The organism is Leclercia barmai, assembly GCF_049312895.1.
Classification (GTDB): Bacteria; Pseudomonadota; Gammaproteobacteria; order Enterobacterales; family Enterobacteriaceae; genus Enterobacter; species Enterobacter barmai.
In genome coordinates, this window is the sequence record NZ_JBMNWZ010000004.1 from 219,061 (window position 1) to 240,672 (window position 21,612).

The 21,612-nt window shown below is 54.9% G+C and carries 21 protein-coding genes and 1 tRNA gene; 9 read left to right on the forward strand and 13 right to left on the reverse strand.

The genetic code is table 11. The features are described from left to right. Positions 1–97: 97 nt before the first annotated feature. From ACOYA6_RS16790 to ACOYA6_RS16820, 7 genes are all read left to right on the forward strand, one after another. A tRNA-Arg gene (locus tag ACOYA6_RS16790) sits at positions 98–174 on the forward strand. Between the two features lie 256 nt (positions 175–430). Next, the gene (gene yqaB, locus ACOYA6_RS16795) at positions 431–997 is read left to right on the forward strand and encodes a fructose-1-phosphate/6-phosphogluconate phosphatase (RefSeq protein ID WP_039029987.1); all 567 of its coding nucleotides are present in this window, start codon (positions 431–433) and stop codon (positions 995–997) included. Beyond that, complete coding sequence (locus tag ACOYA6_RS16800) at positions 994–1,422, forward strand: YqaA family protein (protein ID WP_325932720.1); 429 nt, start codon at positions 994–996, stop codon at positions 1,420–1,422. The genes yqaB and ACOYA6_RS16800 overlap by 4 nt, the downstream gene beginning before the upstream one ends. A gap of 71 nt (positions 1,423–1,493) precedes the next feature. Then, on the forward strand, positions 1,494–3,038 hold the full coding sequence (gene gshA, locus ACOYA6_RS16805) for a glutamate--cysteine ligase (protein ID WP_422655039.1): 1,545 nt from the start codon (positions 1,494–1,496) through the stop codon (positions 3,036–3,038). Between the two features lie 151 nt (positions 3,039–3,189). Beyond that, a complete protein-coding gene (luxS, locus tag ACOYA6_RS16810) occupies positions 3,190–3,705 on the forward strand; it encodes an S-ribosylhomocysteine lyase (RefSeq protein ID WP_039029990.1) in 516 nt (171 codons plus the stop codon). 247 nt (positions 3,706–3,952) lie between these two features. Further along, positions 3,953–4,327 (forward strand): hypothetical protein, encoded by a 375-nt coding sequence (locus ACOYA6_RS16815; protein WP_052246182.1) that lies wholly within the window; start codon positions 3,953–3,955, stop codon positions 4,325–4,327. 206 nt (positions 4,328–4,533) lie between these two features. Then, entirely contained in the window at positions 4,534–6,462 is a 1,929-nt protein-coding gene (locus ACOYA6_RS16820) for an FKBP-type peptidyl-prolyl cis-trans isomerase N-terminal domain-containing protein (protein ID WP_422655040.1), read from the forward strand. A 65-nt stretch (positions 6,463–6,527) separates the two neighbouring features. Here the strand turns inward: ACOYA6_RS16820 and emrB are convergent, their stop codons facing one another. The 12 genes from emrB to ACOYA6_RS16880 form a co-directional block, all read right to left on the reverse strand. Further along, positions 6,528–8,075 carry a multidrug efflux MFS transporter permease subunit EmrB gene (emrB, locus tag ACOYA6_RS16825; RefSeq protein WP_039029992.1) on the reverse strand — a complete coding sequence of 516 codons (1,548 nt, stop codon included), beginning with the start codon at positions 8,073–8,075 and terminating at the stop codon, positions 6,528–6,530. Positions 8,076–8,091: 16 nt separating this feature from the next. Next, positions 8,092–9,264 carry a multidrug efflux MFS transporter periplasmic adaptor subunit EmrA gene (emrA, locus tag ACOYA6_RS16830; RefSeq protein ID WP_138370584.1) on the reverse strand — a complete coding sequence of 391 codons (1,173 nt, stop codon included), beginning with the start codon at positions 9,262–9,264 and terminating at the stop codon, positions 8,092–8,094. Between the two features lie 126 nt (positions 9,265–9,390). Further along, positions 9,391–9,921, reverse strand: coding sequence for a transcriptional repressor MprA (mprA, locus tag ACOYA6_RS16835; RefSeq protein WP_039029994.1), 531 nt, complete (start codon positions 9,919–9,921; stop codon positions 9,391–9,393). A gap of 309 nt (positions 9,922–10,230) precedes the next feature. Next, positions 10,231–11,415 carry an MFS transporter gene (locus tag ACOYA6_RS16840; protein ID WP_039029995.1) on the reverse strand — a complete coding sequence of 395 codons (1,185 nt, stop codon included), beginning with the start codon at positions 11,413–11,415 and terminating at the stop codon, positions 10,231–10,233. Positions 11,416–11,647: 232 nt separating this feature from the next. After that, positions 11,648–12,643 (reverse strand): glycine betaine/L-proline ABC transporter substrate-binding protein ProX, encoded by a 996-nt coding sequence (gene proX / locus ACOYA6_RS16845; protein ID WP_039029996.1) that lies wholly within the window; start codon positions 12,641–12,643, stop codon positions 11,648–11,650. A 9-nt stretch (positions 12,644–12,652) separates the two neighbouring features. After that, complete coding sequence (proW, locus tag ACOYA6_RS16850) at positions 12,653–13,717, reverse strand: glycine betaine/L-proline ABC transporter permease ProW (RefSeq protein WP_039029997.1); 1,065 nt, start codon at positions 13,715–13,717, stop codon at positions 12,653–12,655. After that, the gene (proV, locus tag ACOYA6_RS16855) at positions 13,710–14,912 is read right to left on the reverse strand and encodes a glycine betaine/L-proline ABC transporter ATP-binding protein ProV (RefSeq protein WP_223074778.1); all 1,203 of its coding nucleotides are present in this window, start codon (positions 14,910–14,912) and stop codon (positions 13,710–13,712) included. Before proV ends, proW begins: the two co-directional genes overlap by 8 nt. Before the next feature lie 342 nt (positions 14,913–15,254). Then, positions 15,255–16,214, reverse strand: coding sequence for a class 1b ribonucleoside-diphosphate reductase subunit beta (gene nrdF, locus ACOYA6_RS16860; protein WP_039029999.1), 960 nt, complete (start codon positions 16,212–16,214; stop codon positions 15,255–15,257). Positions 16,215–16,223: 9 nt separating this feature from the next. Then, positions 16,224–18,368 carry a class 1b ribonucleoside-diphosphate reductase subunit alpha gene (gene nrdE, locus ACOYA6_RS16865; RefSeq protein ID WP_422655041.1) on the reverse strand — a complete coding sequence of 715 codons (2,145 nt, stop codon included), beginning with the start codon at positions 18,366–18,368 and terminating at the stop codon, positions 16,224–16,226. After that, positions 18,341–18,751: a class Ib ribonucleoside-diphosphate reductase assembly flavoprotein NrdI gene (gene nrdI / locus ACOYA6_RS16870; RefSeq protein ID WP_039030001.1), complete on the reverse strand. Its 411-nt coding sequence runs from the start codon at positions 18,749–18,751 to the stop codon at positions 18,341–18,343. Before nrdI ends, nrdE begins: the two co-directional genes overlap by 28 nt. Further along, positions 18,748–19,008, reverse strand: a complete 261-nt coding sequence (gene nrdH / locus ACOYA6_RS16875; RefSeq protein ID WP_138370589.1) for a glutaredoxin-like protein NrdH — start codon at positions 19,006–19,008, stop codon at positions 18,748–18,750. Before nrdH ends, nrdI begins: the two co-directional genes overlap by 4 nt. Positions 19,009–19,235: 227 nt before the next feature. Continuing rightward, a complete protein-coding gene (locus tag ACOYA6_RS16880; RefSeq protein WP_039030003.1) occupies positions 19,236–19,562 on the reverse strand; it encodes a DUF883 family protein in 327 nt (108 codons plus the stop codon). A 161-nt stretch (positions 19,563–19,723) separates the two neighbouring features. On the opposite strand from ACOYA6_RS16880, the gene ACOYA6_RS16885 reads away from it, so the two are divergent. Beyond that, complete coding sequence (locus tag ACOYA6_RS16885) at positions 19,724–20,068, forward strand: DUF2002 family protein (protein WP_039030004.1); 345 nt, start codon at positions 19,724–19,726, stop codon at positions 20,066–20,068. Positions 20,069–20,100: 32 nt separating this feature from the next. Here the strand turns inward: ACOYA6_RS16885 and alaE are convergent, their stop codons facing one another. Next, positions 20,101–20,550, reverse strand: coding sequence for an L-alanine exporter AlaE (gene alaE, locus ACOYA6_RS16890; protein WP_039030005.1), 450 nt, complete (start codon positions 20,548–20,550; stop codon positions 20,101–20,103). 628 nt (positions 20,551–21,178) lie between these two features. On the opposite strand from alaE, the gene stpA reads away from it, so the two are divergent. Next, positions 21,179–21,583, forward strand: a complete 405-nt coding sequence (stpA, locus tag ACOYA6_RS16895; protein ID WP_422655042.1) for a DNA-binding protein StpA — start codon at positions 21,179–21,181, stop codon at positions 21,581–21,583. Positions 21,584–21,612: the final 29 nt, after the last annotated feature.

Here is a 21,612-nt window from a genome sequence, read left to right on the forward strand (position 1 = left end):
AGGATAACGTTGCTTTAGCAACGGCCCGAAGGGCGAGGCGCAGCCGAGTAATCCTCCCGGATGCACCATCTACTGTTTCAAAAAGCATTTCCCCGATGCATCCGTAGCTCAGCTGGATAGAGTACTCGGCTACGAACCGAGCGGTCGGAGGTTCGAATCCTCCCGGATGCACCATCTTCTCCGAGATAACAGCCATACTGTTGTTTCATGGTCTGCGAGATAATCGCAAGCACCAGGGAGGATAACGTTGCTTTAGCAACGGCCCGCAGGGCAAGGCACAGCCGGGTAATCCTCCCGGATGCACCATCCTTTCGATATTCCCTTTGTAGTTTATTTCTTCAGCACTCCCAATCTAAAGCCCGCCAGAAGCAGCGACAAAACGCCTTGTTTACGTTAAAGTAACGCTTTGTAATCCTTTCGCGAGAGCACGATGTACGCACAGTATGACGGTTTGATTTTCGATATGGATGGCACCATCCTGGACACCGAGCCAACGCATCGCAAAGCCTGGACAGAAGTCCTGGGCCGATACGGTATGCGTTTCGACTTACAGGCGATGATTGCCCTCAACGGATCTCCAACCTGGCGTATTGCGCAGGCCGTGATTGAACTGAATCAGGCCGATCTCGACCCACACCTGCTCGCGCGTGAAAAAACCGATGCGGTTAAAGCCATGCTGCTGGACACCGTGCGTCCTTTACCCTTAATTGAAGTGGTGAAGGAGTGGCACGGACGTCGTCCTATGTCCGTCGGCACGGGCAGCGAAAGCGCTATCGCTGAGGCTCTGCTCAATCACCTTAGTCTGCGCCACTATTTTTCTGCCGTGGTCGCGGCCGATCATGTTAAAAACCACAAGCCTGCCCCTGACACCTTCCTGCTTTGCGCAGAGCTGATGGGTGTGCCACCGGCGAAGTGCGTCGTGTTTGAAGATGCCGATTTCGGTATTCAGGCGGCACGGGATGCCGGTATGGCCGCGGTGGATGTTCGCTTACTGTGAGTGACGCGCTGTCACTTGCTTCCTTATTCGCCAGCAGTTTTTTAAGTGCCACGATCCTGCCCGGAAACTCGGAAGTGGTGCTGGTGGCGATGCTCTTGTCCGGCGTCAGTCAGCCCTGGTTGCTCGTGTTAATAGCAACAATGGGTAATAGCCTTGGAGGGCTGACTAACGTTATTCTTGGGCGATTCTTTCCGCTACGCAAAACGTCGCGCTGGCAGAAAAAGGCAGTCGGCTGGCTAAAACGCTATGGCGCTGCCACGCTTTTATTAAGCTGGATGCCGGTAATCGGTGATTTACTGTGCCTGCTGGCGGGATGGATGCGCATCTCCTGGGGGCCCGTGCTCTTTTTTTTATGCCTCGGCAAGGCGTTGCGCTACATTCTTGTAGCGGTTGCAACTTTGCAGGGTATGACGTGGTGGCACTAATTGGACTGTTTGTGACCAGAAACCATTACAATTATGCTAAATAAAATGATTTTGACAGGCGGGAGGTCGAATTGATCCCGGACGTATCACAGGCACTGGCCTGGCTGGAAAACCACCCTCAGGCTCTGAAGGGTATTCAGCGCGGTCTTGAGCGCGAAACGCTGCGCGTTAATGCAGATGGCAGTCTTGCAACGACGGGCCATCCGCAGGCGCTAGGTTCGGCGCTGACCCATAAGTGGATCACTACTGATTTCGCCGAAGCGCTGCTTGAGTTCATTACACCGGTAGACGGCGAAATTGACCACATGCTGAAAATCATGCGTGACATTCACCGCTACAGCGCCCGCAATCTGGGTGATGAGCGGATGTGGCCGCTGAGCATGCCTTGCTATATCAAGCAGGGGCAGGATATTGAACTGGCGCAGTATGGCACGTCTAATATTGGCCGTCTGAAAACGCTCTATCGCGAAGGGTTAAAAAACCGCTACGGCGCGCTGATGCAGACGATTTCTGGCGTGCACTACAACTTCTCCTTGCCGATGGCATTCTGGCAGGCGAAGTGCGGTGAAACGGATAAAGAAGCAATTTCCGCAGGCTATTTCCGCCTGATTCGTAACTACTATCGCTTCGGCTGGGTCATCCCGTATCTGTTCGGTGCATCCCCGGCGATTTGCTCCTCTTTCCTGCAGGGCAAACCGACTACGCTGCCGTTTGAGAAAACCGAATGCGGCATGTACTACCTGCCGTACGCTACCTCATTGCGCCTCAGCGACCTGGGTTATACCAATAAGTCGCAAAGCAATCTCGGAATTACGTTTAACGATCTGCACGAGTATGTGGCAGGATTGAAGCGGGCGATCAAAACGCCATCGGAAGCCTACGAAGAGATCGGTCTTGAGAAAGACGGTAAGCGTCTGCAAATCAACAGTAACGTTCTACAGATTGAGAACGAACTGTACGCGCCTATCCGTCCGAAACGCGTCACGCGCAGCGGTGAAACGCCGTCGGATGCGTTACAGCGCGGCGGGATTGAGTACATCGAAGTACGCTCCCTGGATATCAACCCGTTCTCGCCGATTGGCGTGGATGAGCAGCAGGTGCGCTTCCTCGATCTGTTTATGGTCTGGTGCGTGCTGGCGGATGCGCCTGAAATGAGTTCTGACGAACTGCTTTGCACCCGCACGAACTGGAACCGGGTGATCCTCGAAGGGCGCAAGCCTGGCCTGACGCTGGGCATGGGTTGCCAGACGGCACAGTTCCCGCTGCAGCAGGTAGGTAAAGATCTGTTCCGCGATCTCAAACGCGTCGCCCATACGCTCGACAGCGTTTACGGTGGCGATGAGTATCAAAAAGTTTGCGAGCAGCTGGTGGAAAGTTTCGATAATCCTGACCTGACATTCTCGGCACGCATTCTGCGTTCTATGATTGATCAGGGCATCGGTGGCACCGGTCGCGCGCTGGCGGCGGAGTATCGCGATATGCTGCGCCAGGAGCCGCTGGAAGTGTTAAGCGAAGCGGATTTTGCTGCGGAACGCGAAGCGTCACTGGTGCGTCAGAGTGAGATTGAGGCGGCGGATACCGAGTCGTTTGCTGAGTACCTGGCTAAACAGGCCTGACAGAAAAGAAAAAGGCCACATCGCTGTGGCCAAAATAACATCTCTGAAGAACAGGGATGATGATAACAAATGCGCGTCTTTCATATACTCAGACTCGCGTTGAACAGAAGAGTTCATTTTTTTTATAAAAAATCACTATCGGAGGTGACGTATGCCGTTATTAGATAGCTTTACTGTCGACCATACCCGTATGGAAGCACCTGCTGTACGCGTTGCGAAGACCATGCATACCCCGCACGGCGACACGATCACTGTATTCGACCTGCGTTTCTGCGTACCGAATAAAGAAGTGATGCCGGAAAAAGGTATTCATACCCTGGAGCACCTGTTCGCCGGTTTCATGCGCGATCACCTGAACGGCAACGGCGTTGAGATCATCGATATCTCTCCAATGGGCTGTCGTACCGGCTTCTATATGAGCCTGATTGGTGTACCAGAAGAGAAACGCGTCGCAGATGCGTGGAAAGCAGCGATGGAAGACGTGCTGAAGGTGAAAGAGCAGAATCAAATCCCTGAGCTGAACGTTTACCAGTGCGGCACTTACCAGATGCACTCTCTGGAAGAAGCGCAGGATATTGCCCGTCACATTCTTGAGCGTGACGTTCGCGTGAACAGCAACGACGAACTGGCGCTGCCTAAAGAAAAGCTGCAGGAACTGCACATCTAGTCATTTACCCGGCCTGCCATCGTGGCGTGCCGGGTGTTTTATAATTACCATTGTAATTAGTTTCTTTATAAATTCCCAAAAAACCAACTCTCGTTGTTAATCCTTTTCTATATGTCTATTATTGCGAGCATAACAGGGTAGTTATTTGTATATATCATGCCTGTGAATAATTGCCTGGCAATTATTAAGTTCTAATAATTTTAGCTGTGCTTATATTCATGGAATGGATAATGATTCAGAGGGATTTATGAAATTTTACTTTGCCGGTTCCGCAGTTCTTTTGTCTGTCTTTTTGCTTTGCGGATGCAGTTCCGCCCCTAACTCTAAAACGCCTACCATCGCAAAAGCCCCGGAAGAGCGTAAGCAGGAGGTACAGTGCTATCAGGAGTTCTCCGCGCTGCAAAAACTGGACCCTAATGCCTACGAATCTTACCGCCAGCAGTTCGACAGCATTAACAAAAACTATAAAATTTATGAGGCTAACAAATCTCTTGTCGATAATAATGCCTCTGAAGTCATGCTGACCGAAATTAACAAAAAACTCTCTCTGGTTTGCGTCAGGATCCGCAATACCGTCTATTCCAATATGATGAAACGCGCAAATGAAATGAATCAGTTATGAATAAATACTTTAGTGCAGCGCTTTGCTGCGGATTATTGTTTGCGGCTGGAAAATCATATTCTTCAGGCACAGAATTACTGGAACAGCTGAGCCGGGAGAAAATTATCGGTACTGATTCCGTTAATCCTTTTAGTGCACCTGAAGCGACACCATCCCGGCCAGACGCCCCTTCGAAAGCGACACCGGCATTGCCAAAAGTAAAGCCTGTGTGCGTTGCTGATACCACACCTCGTCAGCTGGCGGCAAAGGATGCACTAAATGCTGCTGTGGCGCGGGAAAAAATCGTGCGCCTGAACGCCGAGTTACAAAAAGCGAATGATCATCTCGCCAGCCTCAATCAGCAGCTGGCTGCTGTTGAACAGCAAAAAGCCGCCCTCGAAAAGGCGGCAACCGCGCAACGCGAAAGACCGGCACCGGCAGCGCCACTGTCAAATGCCAGTGCGCAGACGCTGGCGCTGGAAAGCGTTATCGCAACGCTCAACCTGGCCGCTGAGGGTGAGAAAGCCCGTTCAGCGCAGCGTGAAGCGTTGCTAAAAAAAACGATCGACCATCGCGATGAGCTAAGTAAACAGCTTACTGACCTGCAGGGTCAGAAAAAGAGTCTTGAGGATCAGCTGGCATCCCTGATGACCAGCAGCAGCGACGGCCAGAAGAAAAGCGCTGAGCTGAACGGACAACTGAGCAAAGCCACCGCCCGCAGCGATGAGTTGAGCAAACAGCTTGCAGAACTGCAGGGGCAGAAAAAGAGCCTTGAGGATCGGCTGGCCGCACTCAAGACCAGCGCCACCGGCGATCAATCGAAAAGCACGCAGATGGCTGAGCAGCTGAATAAAGCAAACGCACAGATCACCACGCTGCTAAAAGAACTTACCGACCTCAAACTGCAGAAGAAAGAGCAGGAGCAGCAGCTGGCATCCCTGATGACCAGCAGCAGCGACGGCCAGAAGAAAAGCGCTGAGCTGAACGGGCAACTGAGCAAAGCCACCGCCCGCAGCGATGAGTTGAGCAAACAGCTTGCAGAACTGCAGGGGCAGAAAAAGAGCCTCGAGGATCGGCTGACTGCGCTGAAGAGCAACAGCACGGGCGATAAGCAAAAAAACATTGAGTTGACGGAAAAGCTGAATGAAACCACGGCGCAGTCTACCGCGCTTACCCAACAGTTAGCGGAGATGAAAAAGGCGTCGAGCGCGCTGGATAGCCAGGTAGCAACGCTGACGAAGCAGAAGCTGGACGCGGAAACGGCGCTCAAAAACGAGCGGCAAAAGCACGAAATCTTTACCAGCCAGCTAGAAGATGCGAAAACCGTTATCGCCACGCAGCAGGCGCAGCTGGCAAGTCTGAAAGCAGAATCGGGTGCAGATAAAGAGAGCAGCAGCCAGACGGCAAGTAAGCTTAAGAGCGCTGACGAAGCCCTGGCCAACCTGAAAAAACAGCTTGAGGCGTCGCAGGCAGAAGTGGCTGCGCTTAAGGCTAAACCCGCCGAAACTCCACCCGTCGCCACGGCTAACGTCATTAAAATAGATGCGAAGACAGCAAAAGATACGCGTACCAGCTACGCCGTCGGGACATGGTATGGCGACAGCGCCACGCGCGAAAAAGAGAAGATGACAAGCCTCGGTAAGACGCTGGATCTTCCCGCCTTTATGCAGGGTTTTAACGACTCGGTTAATAAAAAGCCTCAGATGACGCCGGATAAGCTCTCCAGCGAACTGATCGGGCTTGATAAGCTGCACAAAAAGCAGTTTGCCGCGACGCAAAGTGAAAATGAAAAGCAGAGCAAAGCGCTCATGTTAAAGGCGGCAAAAGAGCCTGGCGCGGTCAAGGTAGCGGATGGTTCCGTTTACAGGATAGTGCAGAAGGGTGAAACGCCGTTGATCCTCGCCGATAACGAGCTCATCACCGAACTGGATGAAGTGCTCGGTACCGGGAAGGTTATCTCCAGTAAAGAGCTGCGCGCCAGCCGGGTGAAAGATCTTCCTCCTCTGTTCCAGACGGTTGTCAAAAAGATGGGGCTGGGCGGGGTGGCAAAAATCCACATCCCGGCGAAGCAGGCCTACGGTGAAGCCGGTGTGCCTGGGTTTGTGCCGCCTGGCACTATATCCATCATTACCATTAAAATTGTCGGCGTGAAGTAGCATTAACGACAGGCATAAAAAAACGGATCTGCATGCAGATCCGTTTTTATTTTCAGACAGGCCACTCAGTGGGCGCCGCCGCCCCCGCCTCCCGCCCCGAATGGCGGTTTGGCGAACCAGATCAGCCCCAACAGCACAATGAACACCCCAGCCGATAACCAGAAAATCTCGTTGGCCGAGATAATCAAGCCCTGCGCGGTGATCTGCTGCGCGATCCACCCGGATGCCTGCTGCTCGGTCATGCCCATTCCCTGCAGCTGGCTGTAAACCTCCTGCGCCTGGGGATTAAACACATTAACCGACTCGGTCAGCTGCGCATGGTGTAACGACTCCCGGTTGGTCCACATGGTGGTGGTCATCGAGGTCCCAATGGAACCCGCCAGCGTACGCATAAAGTTCGACAGACTCGACGCCGCCGCCATCCTTTCCGGCGGCAGACCGGAGAGGGTGATGGTGGTCAGTGGCATAAAGAAGCAGGCCACGGCAAAGCCCTGAATGAACTGCGGCCACGCCGATGCGCCAAAGTCCATACCCGGCTCAAAGGTATAGGCGCGCCAGTAGAAGCACACCGCATACATAATGAAGCTGAAGGTCACCAGCCGACGCATATCGAGTTTATGGGCAAAGCGGCCGATAATCGGCGACAGCAGAACCGGGATCACCCCGACCGGTGCCGACGCCAGCCCCGCCCAGGTGGCGGTATAGCCATACACCTCCTGCAACAGCTGCGGCAGCAGAACAATCGCGCCGAAGTAGAGCATATAGGCAAGGCTGATACACAAACACCCTATGGTGAAGTTGCGCGACTTAAAGAGCGACAGATCGACTATCGGGTTATCGTCCGTCAGCTCCCACACAATCAGGAAGCTGAGCGCCACCACCGCCACGACCGTCAGAACGATGATCTCCTGCGAGGCGAACCAGTCCAGCTCTTTCCCGCGATCGAGCATGATCTGCAGGCTGCCGATGCCCAGCACCAGCAGCGCCAGCCCGACGCCGTCAATACGCCGTTGCTCGGTACGAGTTTCGCGACCGCGCAGCGACTGCAGGGTCAACAGCACCACCACCGCACCAATCGGCACGTTGATAAAGAAGATCCAGCCCCAGTGGTAGTTATCGCTGATGTAGCCGCCCAGAATCGGGCCGCAGATCGGGGCGACAATCACCGTCATCGACCACAGCGCCAGCGCGATAGAGCGCTTGGCGGGCGGGTAGTTGTTCAGGAGCAGACTTTGCGACAGCGGGATCAGCGGCCCGGCAACAATCCCCTGGATCACGCGGAAGAAGATCAGCATGGTCAGACTGCTGGACATCCCACATGCCCAGGAGGCCAGCACGAAGGCGATGGTTGACCAGAGGAACAGTTTCACTTCCCCGACGCGCTTTGCCAGCCAGCCGGTGATCGGAATGGAGATGGCGTTCGCCACCCCGAACGAGGTGATCACCCAGGTCCCCTGGCTCAGGGATGAGCCAAGGTTTCCGGCGATAGTCGGGATCGCCACGTTCGCGATGGTGGAGTCCAGCACCTGCATGAATGTCGCCAGCGAAAGCGCAATGGTCATGATGACCAGCTGCGCCCCTTCCAACGGTTTTTGCGGTTTTTGCTGTTGCATAACGCTCACCTTCGGATTAACCGGCGTTCGCCTTCACGATCTCATCGATCAGCTTATTCACCGGCTCAAGGCTGATCTCGCGGGCATTACTTTCGTAGGCCGGGTTCGAACGTGCCTGGTTTGCCAGCATCTGGCCGTCGCGGTTCGAGGTGTCGACCGTGACCAGCGTGGAGAGGCCAATACGCAGCGGATGGTCCGCCAGCTGCTTCTCATCCAGCTCGATACGTACCGGCAGACGCTGAACCACTTTGATCCAGTTCCCGGTGGCGTTCTGTGCAGGCAGCAGGGAGAAGGCGCTGCCGGTCCCCATATCCAGCCCGACAACTTTGCCGGTGTACTTCACGTCGTCCCCGTAGATATCACTGACGACCGTCGCGGTCTGGCCGATACGCATATGCGCCAGCTGCGTCTCTTTGAAGTTAGCATCCACCCACAGGTTGGTTGCCGGCACCACCGCCATCAGCGGGGTAGAGGAGGTGATCTGCGCGCCAGGTTGTACGGAACGACGGGAAACGTAGCCGGTCATCGGGCTGACGATTTTGGTTCGCTCCAGCGCCAGCCAGGCGTTGCGCACTTCGGTCGCCGCCTGTTTCACCGCCGGTTGTTGATCGAGGGTGGTATTCAACACCATCGCCTGGTTGGCGTTGAATTGCTGAATAGCGACGTCCAGCTGGGCCTGGGCGCTGGCAACCGCGTCTCGGGCGTGTTGCAGCTCTTCGCGGCCAATCAGGTTAGCACTGCCCAGGGGAACACGACGATTAAGATCGCTCTGAGCCTGCGCCAGGGCGGTTTTCTGCACGTCGATACTGGCCTGCAGTTGTTTGCTGTTGATCATTTGCTGACGGGTCTGACGCACGCTTGACGCCAGCTCAGTCTGCGCTTTTTCAAACGCCTGCTGGGCATCGGTCGGATCCAGCGTCACCAGCACGTCGCCTTTTTGCACAAAGTCGGTATTGTCAGCCCAGACTTTCGTCACGCTGCCCGACACCTGCGCCATAATCTGAACCTGGTTCCCTGCCACATACGCGTCATCCGTCTCTTCACTATGACGCAGTACTAAAAACCAATAGATCCCATATGCCACGGCAATGATAATAAAGAGCAAAGTCAGCAGCAGAAGGGCGCGCTTGCGTTTGCCTTTCTTGTTGACCGGTTGCTGCGGGGTAGTGTTCTCCGCATTTGCGCTCATGTTTTTCTCCACGATCTTATTATTTCACATCGGCTGAGCCGACCTGTTATCAGAAAGGCCAGCAGTATGACGTGCTGGCCTGTCGGTTTTCTTATTTAATCTGGATTTTTGGAGCGTGTCGTCGCGTTAGCGCAGCGCCTCAAGAACAGCGCCATCTTCATCCATCTGATCCAGACGGGTGAGCAGCTTGCGGGTGATATGCTCGAGCTGATCTTTCTCGGCGTTACTTAAAGACGACCAGAGTTGATGCAGGCAGTTGTGCTGAGGTGGAAGCACCTCACGCAGGAATTCGTGACCTTTCTCGGTCAGTTGCAGATGCAGGCAACGGCGGTCGTTGTCGCTTTCGCGGCGTTCAATCCAGCCACGTTTTTCCAGCTCATCGGCAATACGGGTGGCATTAGTACGGGACGAACCCAGCGCGCAGCTCAGTTCTGAAGGCTGAATGCTGTGATTTTCCTGAGACTCCAGCGTAATCAACGCCATAAACAACGTCTCGTTAATCCCTTGAGCTTTCAGCATTTTATTGCGATTTTCCAGCAGCTTACCCTGCATGTGCATGCAGAGGCGCGTTAACAGGATCTCCTGATAAGGGAAATCTGCATAGCGACTGGCGCGAAACTTAAGCATTTGTTCAATGGGCGTAAACGAACTATCCATTTGGGCATAACCTCATTAATTACAGCCGATATAGTAACGACAGTGACAAATAATGTAAATGAATTATTTGTGCGGCTAAAATCCACAAGACAAATTTCACCGTCATCAAGAGCCGGGTTGATCCGTGACCCGGTAAGCACAGAAAAGAGGGGATGGCACTGGCAAAACGGGGATGGGTCTTCGGGCATACGCTATTCATGCGGTACTCTAATATGTTACCCACACAAAAATTTCCGGTATAAATGATTCCGTACCTTAACAGACTGAGGGGCTCCTTAACACCCTGAGAAGCCCCAACTTATGTAAACGTTACTGAATGGCTTCCTGAAGGTGGTAGCCGCGCCACCACACCAGCAGGTTAAGCACCGCCATCACTGCCCCTACCGCACACACGCCCGCCCAGCCGCCATGCTGCCACGCCGAGGCCGAGATGAGCGACCCGGCGGCACCACCAATAAAGTAGCTGGTCATGTACCCGGCCGTCAGGCGGTTACGGGCGTCCGGCTTGACGCGGTAAATCACGGTCTGGTTGGTGATATGCACCCCCTGGACGGTGAGGTCGAGCACCAGAATGCCGACAATCAGCGCCAGCACTGAGACATGCCCGTACCAGATCGCCGCCCAGGAGAGCAGCAGCATCACCAGCCCGACGGTGGTGGTCAGGTGAGATTTGCCTTTATCCGCCAGACCACCCGCAGGACGTGCGCCCAGCGCGCCCGCAGCGCCCGCCAGACCAAACAGGCCAATCATCCCTTCGGAATAGTTAAACGGCGGCGAGGCCAGCAGGAAGGCCATTGAGGTCCAGAGAATGCTGAAGTTCGCGAAGGTGAAGCAGCCCAGCAGCGCCCGGGTGCGCAGCAGTTTGTCCTTAATGAAGAGGCTGAACACGGAGCCCAGCAGCTGCGGATAGTTGAGATGGGTTTCTGACTTCACCTTCGGCAGGCCGCGCCACAGCGCCAGCGCCATCACCACCATCAGCACCGAGGCCACCCAGTAAACGGTGCGCCAGCCGCCGATGCCCGCCAGCAATCCGGCAACCGTACGCGCCAGTAAAATCCCCAGCAGCAGGCCGCTCATGATGGTGCCAACCACTTTGCCGCGCTTTTCCGGCGAGGCGAGGGTGGCGGCGAGCGGGACCAGGATCTGCGCTACAACCGAGAACAGCCCGGTCAGTGCCGTACCGAGGATCATCATGCTCAGCGACTGGCTGGAGGCGGTGATCAGCATCCCGCCTGCGGCCAGCAGCGTCATAGAGACAATCATCGCCCGACGTTCGAACATATCTCCCAGCGGCACAAGGAACAGCAGGCCAACCGCATACCCCAGCTGAGCGGCGGTGACGATAAAGCCGGCCGAGCTTGCGGTGAGCGAGAAGTTGCGGGCGATGGTTTCCAGAAGCGGTTGAGCGTAATAGTTGCTGGCCACAGTCAGACCGGTTGCCACTGACATCAGCAGGATAAGTGCGGGGCTAAGCCCTTGAGTTGTTTTTGTCATTTGGTTTCGAAATCATTAGTTAAGTGATTATTTTTTCGTAAACCATAATAACGGATGAATGAAGGAGGCGGGGAGTTGTTGAGTGATGGATTGTGCGGTTTGTCCCCTCACCCTAACCCTCTCCCCATAGGGGAGAGGGAACAGTCCGGCGCGGGGTTTTAGATTGTGCTCGATCTGCTTTACACCCTCTCCCCTATGGGGAGAGGGCTGGGGTGAGGGGAAACGCGAGCACTTACTTCTGCGCAGCCAGCGCCTCATTTACCCATGCATCAAACTGCTGCTGGTGGGCTTTGATCCAGCCGTCGACGTGACCCTGAACATCGGCTTCAGAGGATTTGCCCGCATGCATCATCGCGTTCTGCGCGTTGATATCCGCCAGCGGCAATTTCATTACCGAGAACAGCTTCGCCGCCGCCGGGTTTTTCTCAGCCCAGGCTTTGTTGGCCACGATGTGCATGGTGTTCACCGGGAAGCCGTAGTTCATGCCGTTCGGCAGTTTGGTGTCGATATCCTTCTGCTCGCCCGGCAGGGAGGAGAACGGCACCTGCAGCCAGACCACATCTTTACCCGGCTTCAGCACGTCGCTCACCCAGTACGGCGTCCAGGTGTAATAGATGACCGGTTTGCCCTCTTTGAAGCGGGCGATGGTGTCGGCCATCATCGCGGAGTAGTTGCCGTGGCTCACATCCACCGTTTTCGCCAGGTCGAAGGCTTTATTCTGGTGATTAATCACCGCTTCGCAGCCCCAGCCCGGCGAGCAGCCCATCATGTCGGCTTTGCCATCGCCGTTGGTATCGAACAGTTTGGCAATCTTCGGATCTTTCAGCTGTTCAATATTGGTGATGTGGTACTGGTCGGCGGTTTTCTTGTCGATCAGGTAGCCCTGGGCCGCACCGGTGACAAAGGTCCCTTCGCGGTAGAACTTTTTGTCGCCGCCCGCAGCGCTGTACATATCGTCATGCAGCGGCTGCCAGTTGACGGCGGTAAAGGTGGCATCACCAGAGGCAATCGAGGTATAGCCCACGTTGTAATCCACTTCGCTTGGCTTATTGACCGTATAGCCCAGCTTCTCCAGCGCCCGGCTGACCAGCCCGGTCTGGAACGACTCTTCGGAGATGGTGCTCTGTACCGGTTGCACGGTAATGCCTTTGCCCGGCAGATCGGCAGCAAACACGCTGGTGGAGGCAAGGGTGGCAAACGCTGTGGCAAAAATTACGCTATGTCGCATCGTTGTTCCTTATTTTATGAATGGGCGGGTGATTAACCCGACTGGGCCGGTGGTGTACCAGCGACGGTTGCCGCGACTGCGTGAATCACGACCGACAGCCTGAGTCAGGCGGTCAAGGATAATGGCGAGGATCACGATCCCGACGCCGCCGACGGTTGCCAGCCCCATATCGAGACGGCCAATGCCGCGCAGCACCATCTGACCGAGACCGCCCACGGCGATCATCGAGGCGATCACCACCATCGACAGGGCCAGCATCAGGGTCTGGTTCACACCCGCCATAATGGTGGGCATCGCCAGCGGGAGCTGAACTTTAAACAGCATCTGGCGCGGGCTGGCGCCAAACGAGCGTGAGGCCTCGATAAGGTCCGCCGGCACCTGGTTGATGCCAAGAATGGTCAGACGCACAATCGGCGGCAGGGCGAAGATGATGGTCACCACCACGCCCGGCACGTTACCGATGCCGAACAGCATCACGATAGGCACCAGGTAGACAAACGCCGGGGTGGTCTGCATCGCATCCAGCAGCGGGCGAATAATTTTCGCCGCCCGCGGACTGCGCGCCAGCCAGATCCCCATCGGCAGGCCGATCACCACGCAGAAGAGCAGGGCGGTCAGCACCAGCGCCAGGGTGATCATCGCCTGGGACCACGCCCCGATCGCGCCGATCAGGATCAACGAGATTAATGTCGCCACGCCCATCCCCGCGCTGCCAAACTGCCAGGCAATCAGCGAGAAGAGGACGATAGCCACTGGAGCAGGCATCCCCAGCATCAGCTGCTGGAAGCCGTTGAGGATGTAATCCACCGGGACGCGAATGCCCTGGAACACCGGACGGAAATGGGTCACCACCCAGTCGATCCCCTCGGTCACCCAGCTGTCGAGCGGGATCAGGGTCTTATGGAACGGATCCATAATATTGAAATGTTCCGGCGCGGGGGCTGGGGCGCTGGTCAGCCAGTCGGCCCCGCCGCCGTCAGTGGGTGCGGGCGTGGAAGAACCCCACGCGTCTGCGGATTGCGCCGCGCTGTCCGCCGCTTCTGTGGTACCCCACGGGTTAGATTGATCAGCCATTGTTTGCCCCCTCGCGATCTAAAGCCTGCAGCAACATGCGTTTTGAGATGATGCCGACGTACTGTTGTTCCTCTCCGACCACCGGTACCGCGCACGGTGCCTGGCCTACGTGGGAGAGCAACTCGCTGAGCGGCGTTTCGGCGTCCACGGCAAGCGGTGCGTCGATTAACGCCGCATCGATTCCCAGATTTTCGCCGAGGGCGGTTTTCAGGGAGTCGATGGAGACAACGCCGACAAATTTATTGCCGCGTTCAACCAGATAGCCGTATTCACGGTCTTCGTCCTGCAGCAGCTTCAGCGCCGAGCGTGGGCCGAAACCTGGCGTTTTACGGATAATGCCGTTAGGCGTTCTGCGGGCAATATCTTTGGCGCTGAACACCTGGCTAATATCCACGCCGCGGAAGAAGGTGCGCACATAATCATTCGCCGGATTATTGAGAATTTCATCCGGGGTGCCCACCTGAACCACTTCGCCGTTTTGCATAATGGCAATACGATCGCCAATTCGCATGGCTTCATCGAGGTCATGGGAAATAAAGACAATGGTACGCTGATGCCGGGACTGCAGTTTTACCAGCTCATCCTGCATCTCGGTACGAATTAATGGATCGAGCGCCGAGAAGGCTTCATCCATTAATAATATATCGGGATTGATCGCTAATGCGCGGGCTAATCCCACACGCTGACGCATGCCGCCGGAGAGTTCATCCGGATAAGCATGAGCGTAATTTTCCAGCCCTACCTGACGCAGCGCATCCAGGGCTTTTTCCTGGCGCTCGCTGGCGGGAATACCCGCTAATTCCATACCGAAGGCGGTGTTATTTAGCACCGTCATATGCGGCATCAGAGCGAATGACTGAAACACCATCGCGATCTTTTTTCTGCGCACCTCGCGGAGCTCGGCGTCCGATATTCTGGCGATATCCACGCCGTCAATCAGCACCTGTCCGCGGGTGGGTTCAATCAGGCGATTGAGAAGGCGAACCATAGTGGATTTACCCGAACCGGATAACCCCATGATGACGAAAATCTCGCCTTCTTCAATGGCCAGACTGGCGTCTTTAACGCCAAGCGACAGCCCGGTTTTTTCCAGAATTTGTTCTTTTGACAGACCTTTTTCAATATATTTGAAAGCCCTCTGCGGGTGCTCGCCAAATACTTTATAGAGATTTTTCACTTCTAATTTAATTGCCATGCAATAGAGAATGTCCCGTTATTTATTTAAGTCGATAGAATTACCAGTGAAATAATAAGCAGGCCATACCCTAACATACTCAGAATCTGAGACAACCCTTGCGCCGCGTGTGGCACGAATTTTGCCGCGGTTTGCATGCGGATAATATCGCTGAATTTCCCATGAGATAAGGGCTGAGCGGGAAATGAATTTTTTTGAGATTTTTATGACGCAGCCGGGGAATTTCGCCTGGATCACAAGGATTCAGGCGAATATGACCGCAGAATTACAGCGTAGAACACAGAGAAATATTTGTCAGGCAATAACCTAATATATCGTAAATTAACGATCGTTATATTTCGCTTAAAAATCCCAGTCTTCGTCTTCAGTTTCTACCGCTTTGCCCATCACATACGACGAACCCGACCCCGAGAAAAAGTCGTGGTTTTCGTCGGCATTCGGCGAGAGCGCGGCAAGGATCGCCGGGTTCACCTGGGCCATTTCCGGCGGGAACAGCGCCTCGTAACCGAGGTTCATCAGCGCCTTGTTGGCGTTGTAGCAGAGGAACGCCTTCACGTCCTCCTCCCAGCCGGTTCCGGCGTACAGTTCGTCGGTATAGCTCAGCTCGTTGTCGTACAGATCCATCAGCAGATCCAGCGCAAAACCCTTTAACCGCTCGCGCTCGGACTCGCTGACTTTCTCCAGTCCTTTCTGATACTTATAGCCAATATAGTAGCCATGTACCGCTTCATCACGGATGATCAGCCGAATCAGATCCGCGGTGTTGGTTAGCTTGCCCCGGCTGGACCAGTACATCGGCAGCCAGAAGCCGGAATAGAAGAGGAACGACTCCAGAAACACGCTGGCAATTTTCTTCTTCAGCGGCTCATCGGCGCGATAATGTTCCAGCACCCGCTGGGCTTTACGTTGCAGAGAGTCGCTCTCTTCGCTCCAGCGGTACGCGGCGTCCACGTCTTTGGTCTGACAGAGGGTCGAGAAAATAGAGCTGTAGGAGCGGGCATGCACCGCCTCCATAAAGCTGATGTTCGACATGACCGCCTCTTCGTGGGGCGTCAGCGCGTCGGCGATAAGCGCAGGCGCGCCCACCGTATTCTGCACCGTGTCGAGCAGCGTCAGGCCGGTAAAAACGCGGATGGTGAGCTGCTGCTCGGCGTGGCTTAGCGTCTCCCACGCCGGAACGTCGTTCGACAGCGGCACCTTTTCCGGCAGCCAGAAGTTGCTGGTCAGGCGGTTCCACACCTCCAGATCTTTATCATCTTCAATTTTGTTCCAGTTAACGGCGTGCACCCGTGACAGTTTCATGCTCTCTCCTTACAGCGCGCAGGACACGCAGCCTTCTGTTTCGGTGCCTTCCAGCGCAAGCTGGCGCAGGCGAATGTAATACAAAGTCTTGATCCCTTTCTTCCAGGCGTAGATCTGCGCTTTGTTGATGTCGCGGGTGGTGGCGGTATCCGGGAAGAAGAGCGTCAGCGACAGCCCCTGATCGACATGTTTTGTCGCCTCGGCGTAGGTATCGATAATCTTCTCCGGGCCGATGTCATAGGCGTCCTGATACAGGGCCAGATTCTCGTTGGTCATAAAGGGGGCAGGGTAGTAGACGCGCCCGGTTTTGCCCTCTTTGCGGATCTCAATCTTCGACACAATGGGGTGAATGCTCGAGGTGGCATGATTGATGTAGGAGATCGACCCGGTCGGCGGCACCGCCTGCAGATTCTGGTTATAGATGCCGTAGCGCATCACGTCGTCGCGCAGTTGCTGCCACATCGCCCGCGTCGGCAGGCTGACCCCGGCGCGGGCAAACAGCGCGCGCACTTTTTCCGTTTTCGGCTGCCAGTCGTCGCGAAGGTACTGGGTAAAGTACTCTCCGCTGGCATAGCGGGACTGCTCAAAGCCCGCAAACCGCTGCCCCTTTTCCCGCGCCAGCATCATCGAGGTATTCAGGGCGTGCCAGGTGATGGTGTAGAAGTAGAGGTTGGTGAAGTCCAGCCCCTCGGGGCTGCCGTAGGCAATGCCCTCCCGGGCCAGATAGCCGTGCAGGTTCATCTGCCCGAGGCCGATGGCGTGGGAGGCGGCATTCCCGGCCTCCACCGACGGCACGCTGCGAATGTGACTCATGTCCGATACCGCCGACAGGCCGCGCACCGCGGTTTCGACGGTGCGGCCAAAGTCCGGCGAGTCCATGGTGTGGGCGATATTCAGCGAGCCCAGATTGCAGGAGATATCATGCCCGGTGCGGGCGTAGTCCAGATTCTCGTCATAGGTCGAGGGGCTGTTGACCTGCAAAATCTCCGAGCACAGGTTGCTCATGTTGATGCGCCCGGCTATGGGGTTGGCGCGATTCACCGTGTCCTCATACATGATGTAGGGATAGCCGGACTCAAACTGGATCTCGGCCAGCCGCTGGAAGAAGTCGCGGGCATTCAGGTATTTTTTACGGATCCGCGGATCCGCCACCATCTCGTCGTACAGCTCGCTCACCGCCACATCGCCAAACGGCTTGCCGTAGATGCGCTCTACGTCATAAGGCGAGAACAGCGCCATCTCGGCGTTCTCTTTTGCCAGCCGGAAGGTGATATCCGGGATCACTACCCCCAGAGAAAGGGTTTTGATGCGGATTTTTTCGTCGGCGTTTTCGCGTTTGGTATCGAGGAAGCGCAGGATATCCGGGTGATGGGCATGGAGATAAACCGCTCCCGCCCCCTGACGCGCCCCGAGCTGGTTGGCGTAGGAGAAAGCATCTTCCAGCATCTTCATCACCGGGATCACCCCGGAGGACTGGTTCTCGATGCGCTTGATGGGCGCGCCCGCTTCCCGCAGGTTCGAGAGTAAAAAGGCCACCCCGCCGCCGCGCTTGGAGAGTTGCAGGGCGGAGTTCACCGCCCGGCCAATCGACTCCATGTTGTCTTCAATGCGCAGCAGGAAGCAGGAGACCAGCTCCCCGCGCTGCGCCTTGCCGCAGTTGAGGAAGGTGGGCGTGGCGGGCTGAAAACGCCCGGCGAGGATCTCGTCCGTCAGCTGGCGGGCCAGGGTTTCATCCCCCTGAGCCAGGGTCAGGGCGACCATCACCACCCGATCCTCGAAGCTCTCGAGATAGCGCTTCCCGTCGAAGGTTTTCAGCGTATAGCTGGTGTAAAACTTCCACGCGCCGAGGAAGGTCTGGAAACGAAAACCGCTGGCGTGGGCGTGGTCAAAAAGACCCAGCACAAAGCTGCTGTCGAAGCGCGCCAGCACGCGGGGGTCGTAGTAGCCCTCGCTGACCAGGTAGTCAAGACGCGCCTGCGTGCTGGCGAAGGTCACGCTGTTGGGGCGCACGTGGGCGTTAAAAAAGGCGTCCACCGCCTCACCGTCTTTGCTGAACTGGATCTTCCCGTCAGCATCATACAGGTTCAGCATGGCGTTCAGGGCATGGAAATCCTGCGAGCCCTGCATCACGCGTTCTGCGGTTGTCGTTGCCAAAATTCGTTCACTCCTTTACGCACGTTGTCGACGTCCTGCTCCGTCCCCATCAGCTCAAAGCGATAGAGGTACGGCACGCCGCACTTTTGTGAGATGACATCCCCGGCGCGGCAGAAGGCATCGCCGAAATTACGGTTGCCGGCGGCGATCACCCCGCGGATAAGCGCCCGGTTATGCGGGTCGTTGAGAAAGCGGATCGCCTGGCGCGGTACCGCCCCGGCCGTACCGCCGCCGCCATAGCTCGGCACCACCAGAATAAAAGGCTCGTCCACCTGGATCCGCTCCCGCTCGTTCAGCGGAATACGCACGGCGGGCAGCCCGAGGCGCCCGATAAAGCGGTGCGTGTTTTCCGAGCTGCTGGAGAAGTAGACGAGCAGGCTCATGCCCGGACGGCCTGCGCAGGCTGTTGCAGACGATTAATCAGGTCCGGACGAAACCCCGACCAGCTGGTCTCCCCGGCGATTACTACGGGAAGCTGGCGGAACCCCAGGTTACGCAGCGTCTCTGCCGCGTCCGGCTCCAGGTCTACATTCACCATTTCGAAGCTCACACCGCGGCTCTCCATGGCGCGTTTGGTGGCATGGCACTGGACACAGTCGTTACGAGTGTAAATAATAATGCGCATGATTCGTATTTCCATCTAGAATAGGTGTCCGACGCGATTCAACGCGTCACCAGGAGTCTGTCTTGCTAAAAGGAATACTAGATGTAGTTATCTAAAGTTTCAACCACACAAGATATGGGAAAATCAGATAGGTTTGCTGCCGGTGATGAGCTCAACGGGAGAGGGATTGCTATGGGCTTAAAAAAGAAAAACCCCAACACCGCAGGGCATTGGGGTCACAGGGGACAGGTCAGAGACGGGCGTTACTTACGCAGGGCGAGCAGCGCGCCGATGAAGATGCTGACCGCCGCAACGGTACCTACTGCACACATCGGGCGTTCACGGATAAAGGTGTTAGCGCAGCCGATGGCATCGCAGGCGGCCTGCTTGCCGGTAGAGCGGCCCTGGAGGCGCGCACGGGTTTCTCGCAGCAGCGATTTGGCCTTACGTCTGGCGTCGTCCGCTTCGCCCTTCGCATCCGATCCCCAGGATTTCAAAACGCTTTCCAGCGAATCCGCTAATTTCCTCACATCGTCTTGGATATCCTGAACATTGTCATCAACGTCATTTCGGTTTGATCGGCTAAACATAAAGTTCTCCCTTGAATTTGCGGTAATTAACAGTTTAGACCACCTTTTTAATATCTGAAGCCGGTCACGGCTTATCAGGCCGTTTATGGATTTTTCTGAAAGCACTGCTAATGCTGAATACGGTAAGGTTGCCCGGCAGGAAATGATAACGAGGAAAGAATATGTATTTACGACCCGATGAGGTTGCGCGCGAACTGGAAAAAGCGGGATTTACCGTGGATGTGGTAACACAAAAAGCATACGGTTATCGTCGCGGCGATAATTATGTTTATGTGAACCGTGAAGCCCGCATGGGGCGCACTGCGCTGATCATTCATCCGACGTTGAAAGAGAGAAGTCTTTCCTTCGCGGAGCCTGCTTCAGAGATGAAAACCAGCGACCATTACCAGCAGTTCCCGCTCTATTTAGGGGGCAATAATCAGGAACATTATGGTATTCCGCATGGATTCAGTTCCCGCATGGCGCTGGAACGCTTTCTTAAAGGCCTGTTTGGCGACTCGCAATAACGACGCGACTGGCTTTCGCCAGTCGCCGTGCCTTACGCCTTGACCTGATGGTACTGGCTCACTTTAAACAGACGTCGGCAGTAATCGAGGAAATAGCCGTACACCGCGCCCATCATCATCGACACCACAATATTTGAGCTTACCGCAGCGGCGATCTGGTGCCAGTCTGCCCCCACCGTTAATAAAATCGCGACATATACCGGTGACTGAAAAGTGACGTACGCCACCACGTCGGCCAGATTTTTCATCCAGCCGGTGGATGAGTAGCGGCGGGCAAAACGCATCACTGCATCACGGTAGAAACCGTACGGCCATGCAATAAGAATGTTCACCGGGACGGCCACCAGGCGCGAGGAAAGTGATTGCTCGAAGGTCATTCCGGAGAGGAATATTTCAATCAGCATGTTCACCACCGAACAGTAGACCACCATTGCAAATGTGTCCGCTACAGCGTGGCGCAGGCGAGACTGCCGTGAGAACATGTTCTGACTCCTGAAGATGATACGATGAAGAGGCTAAAGCGCTGCTGAATAGTGCTTTAGTTTGCTTTATTTTTCGTGTATAGCGTATCTCTCTACATTAAAACTCTCAATTAGCGATAAATTTTTATTTACTGGCGTTTTTTCCGTAAAATTCTCTAAACGAACCGGTTTTAACAGCACTGCGTTATTTTCTTTTTGTTTTTCATTTTTTGTGTTAATAAACAATTAGTTAAGTTTTATTTTTATCGCGCACCGCATGACCTGCCTTCCGGTGAGCAGAATTCGGCGATTTTGTTGCGGGTTATGTTGCTAAATGGATGTTATCCAGCGTAATGCTCTGGATTTGGTTGATGTTTTCTATGCAGTTTATATGAATGGGTATTCATTGTGGGTGAGAGGGGAACTGCCTCAGGCGGCGGTTATATCACAGTAAAAATAAATAATGCTTAAACGCTTATTCTGAATAAATCATACAAAGTGAAAATAATCGTCATTATATATTGTTAATTCCCCCACCTTTGACCTGTATTATATTTTCGTGCGGTTTCGTCTGGATGTTCATAAACAAATGAATTACCATGGCCGGGAATTGATTATTTAAACGACTTTGAAAAGGTTTTCATATTATATGACTTCGACATTACAGAATCTTAATAATATTCGTACACTCCGTGCGATGGCGCGTGAATTCTCACTGGACATACTGGAAGATATGCTGGAAAAGCTGCGCATTGTCACAGAAGAAAAACGTAATGAACAGTCTGAACTGGAGCAGGAGCGTGCCGAACAGCAGCAGAAAATTAGCGCCCTGCTGGAAATGATGAAAGCCGACGGTATTTCTGCTGAAGACCTGTTGGGCTCTGAGCTGCTGAACACCAGCGCGCAGCCTAAAAAACGTAAACCGCGTGCCGCAAAATATCGCTATACCGATGCCGACGGCAGCGAAAAAACCTGGACCGGCCAGGGTCGTACGCCGAAGCCAATCGCCACTGCACTGGCAGAGGGAAAATCGCTGGATGATTTCCTGATTTAATCCGTGCAGACCGGGCGGCGTTATTCCGC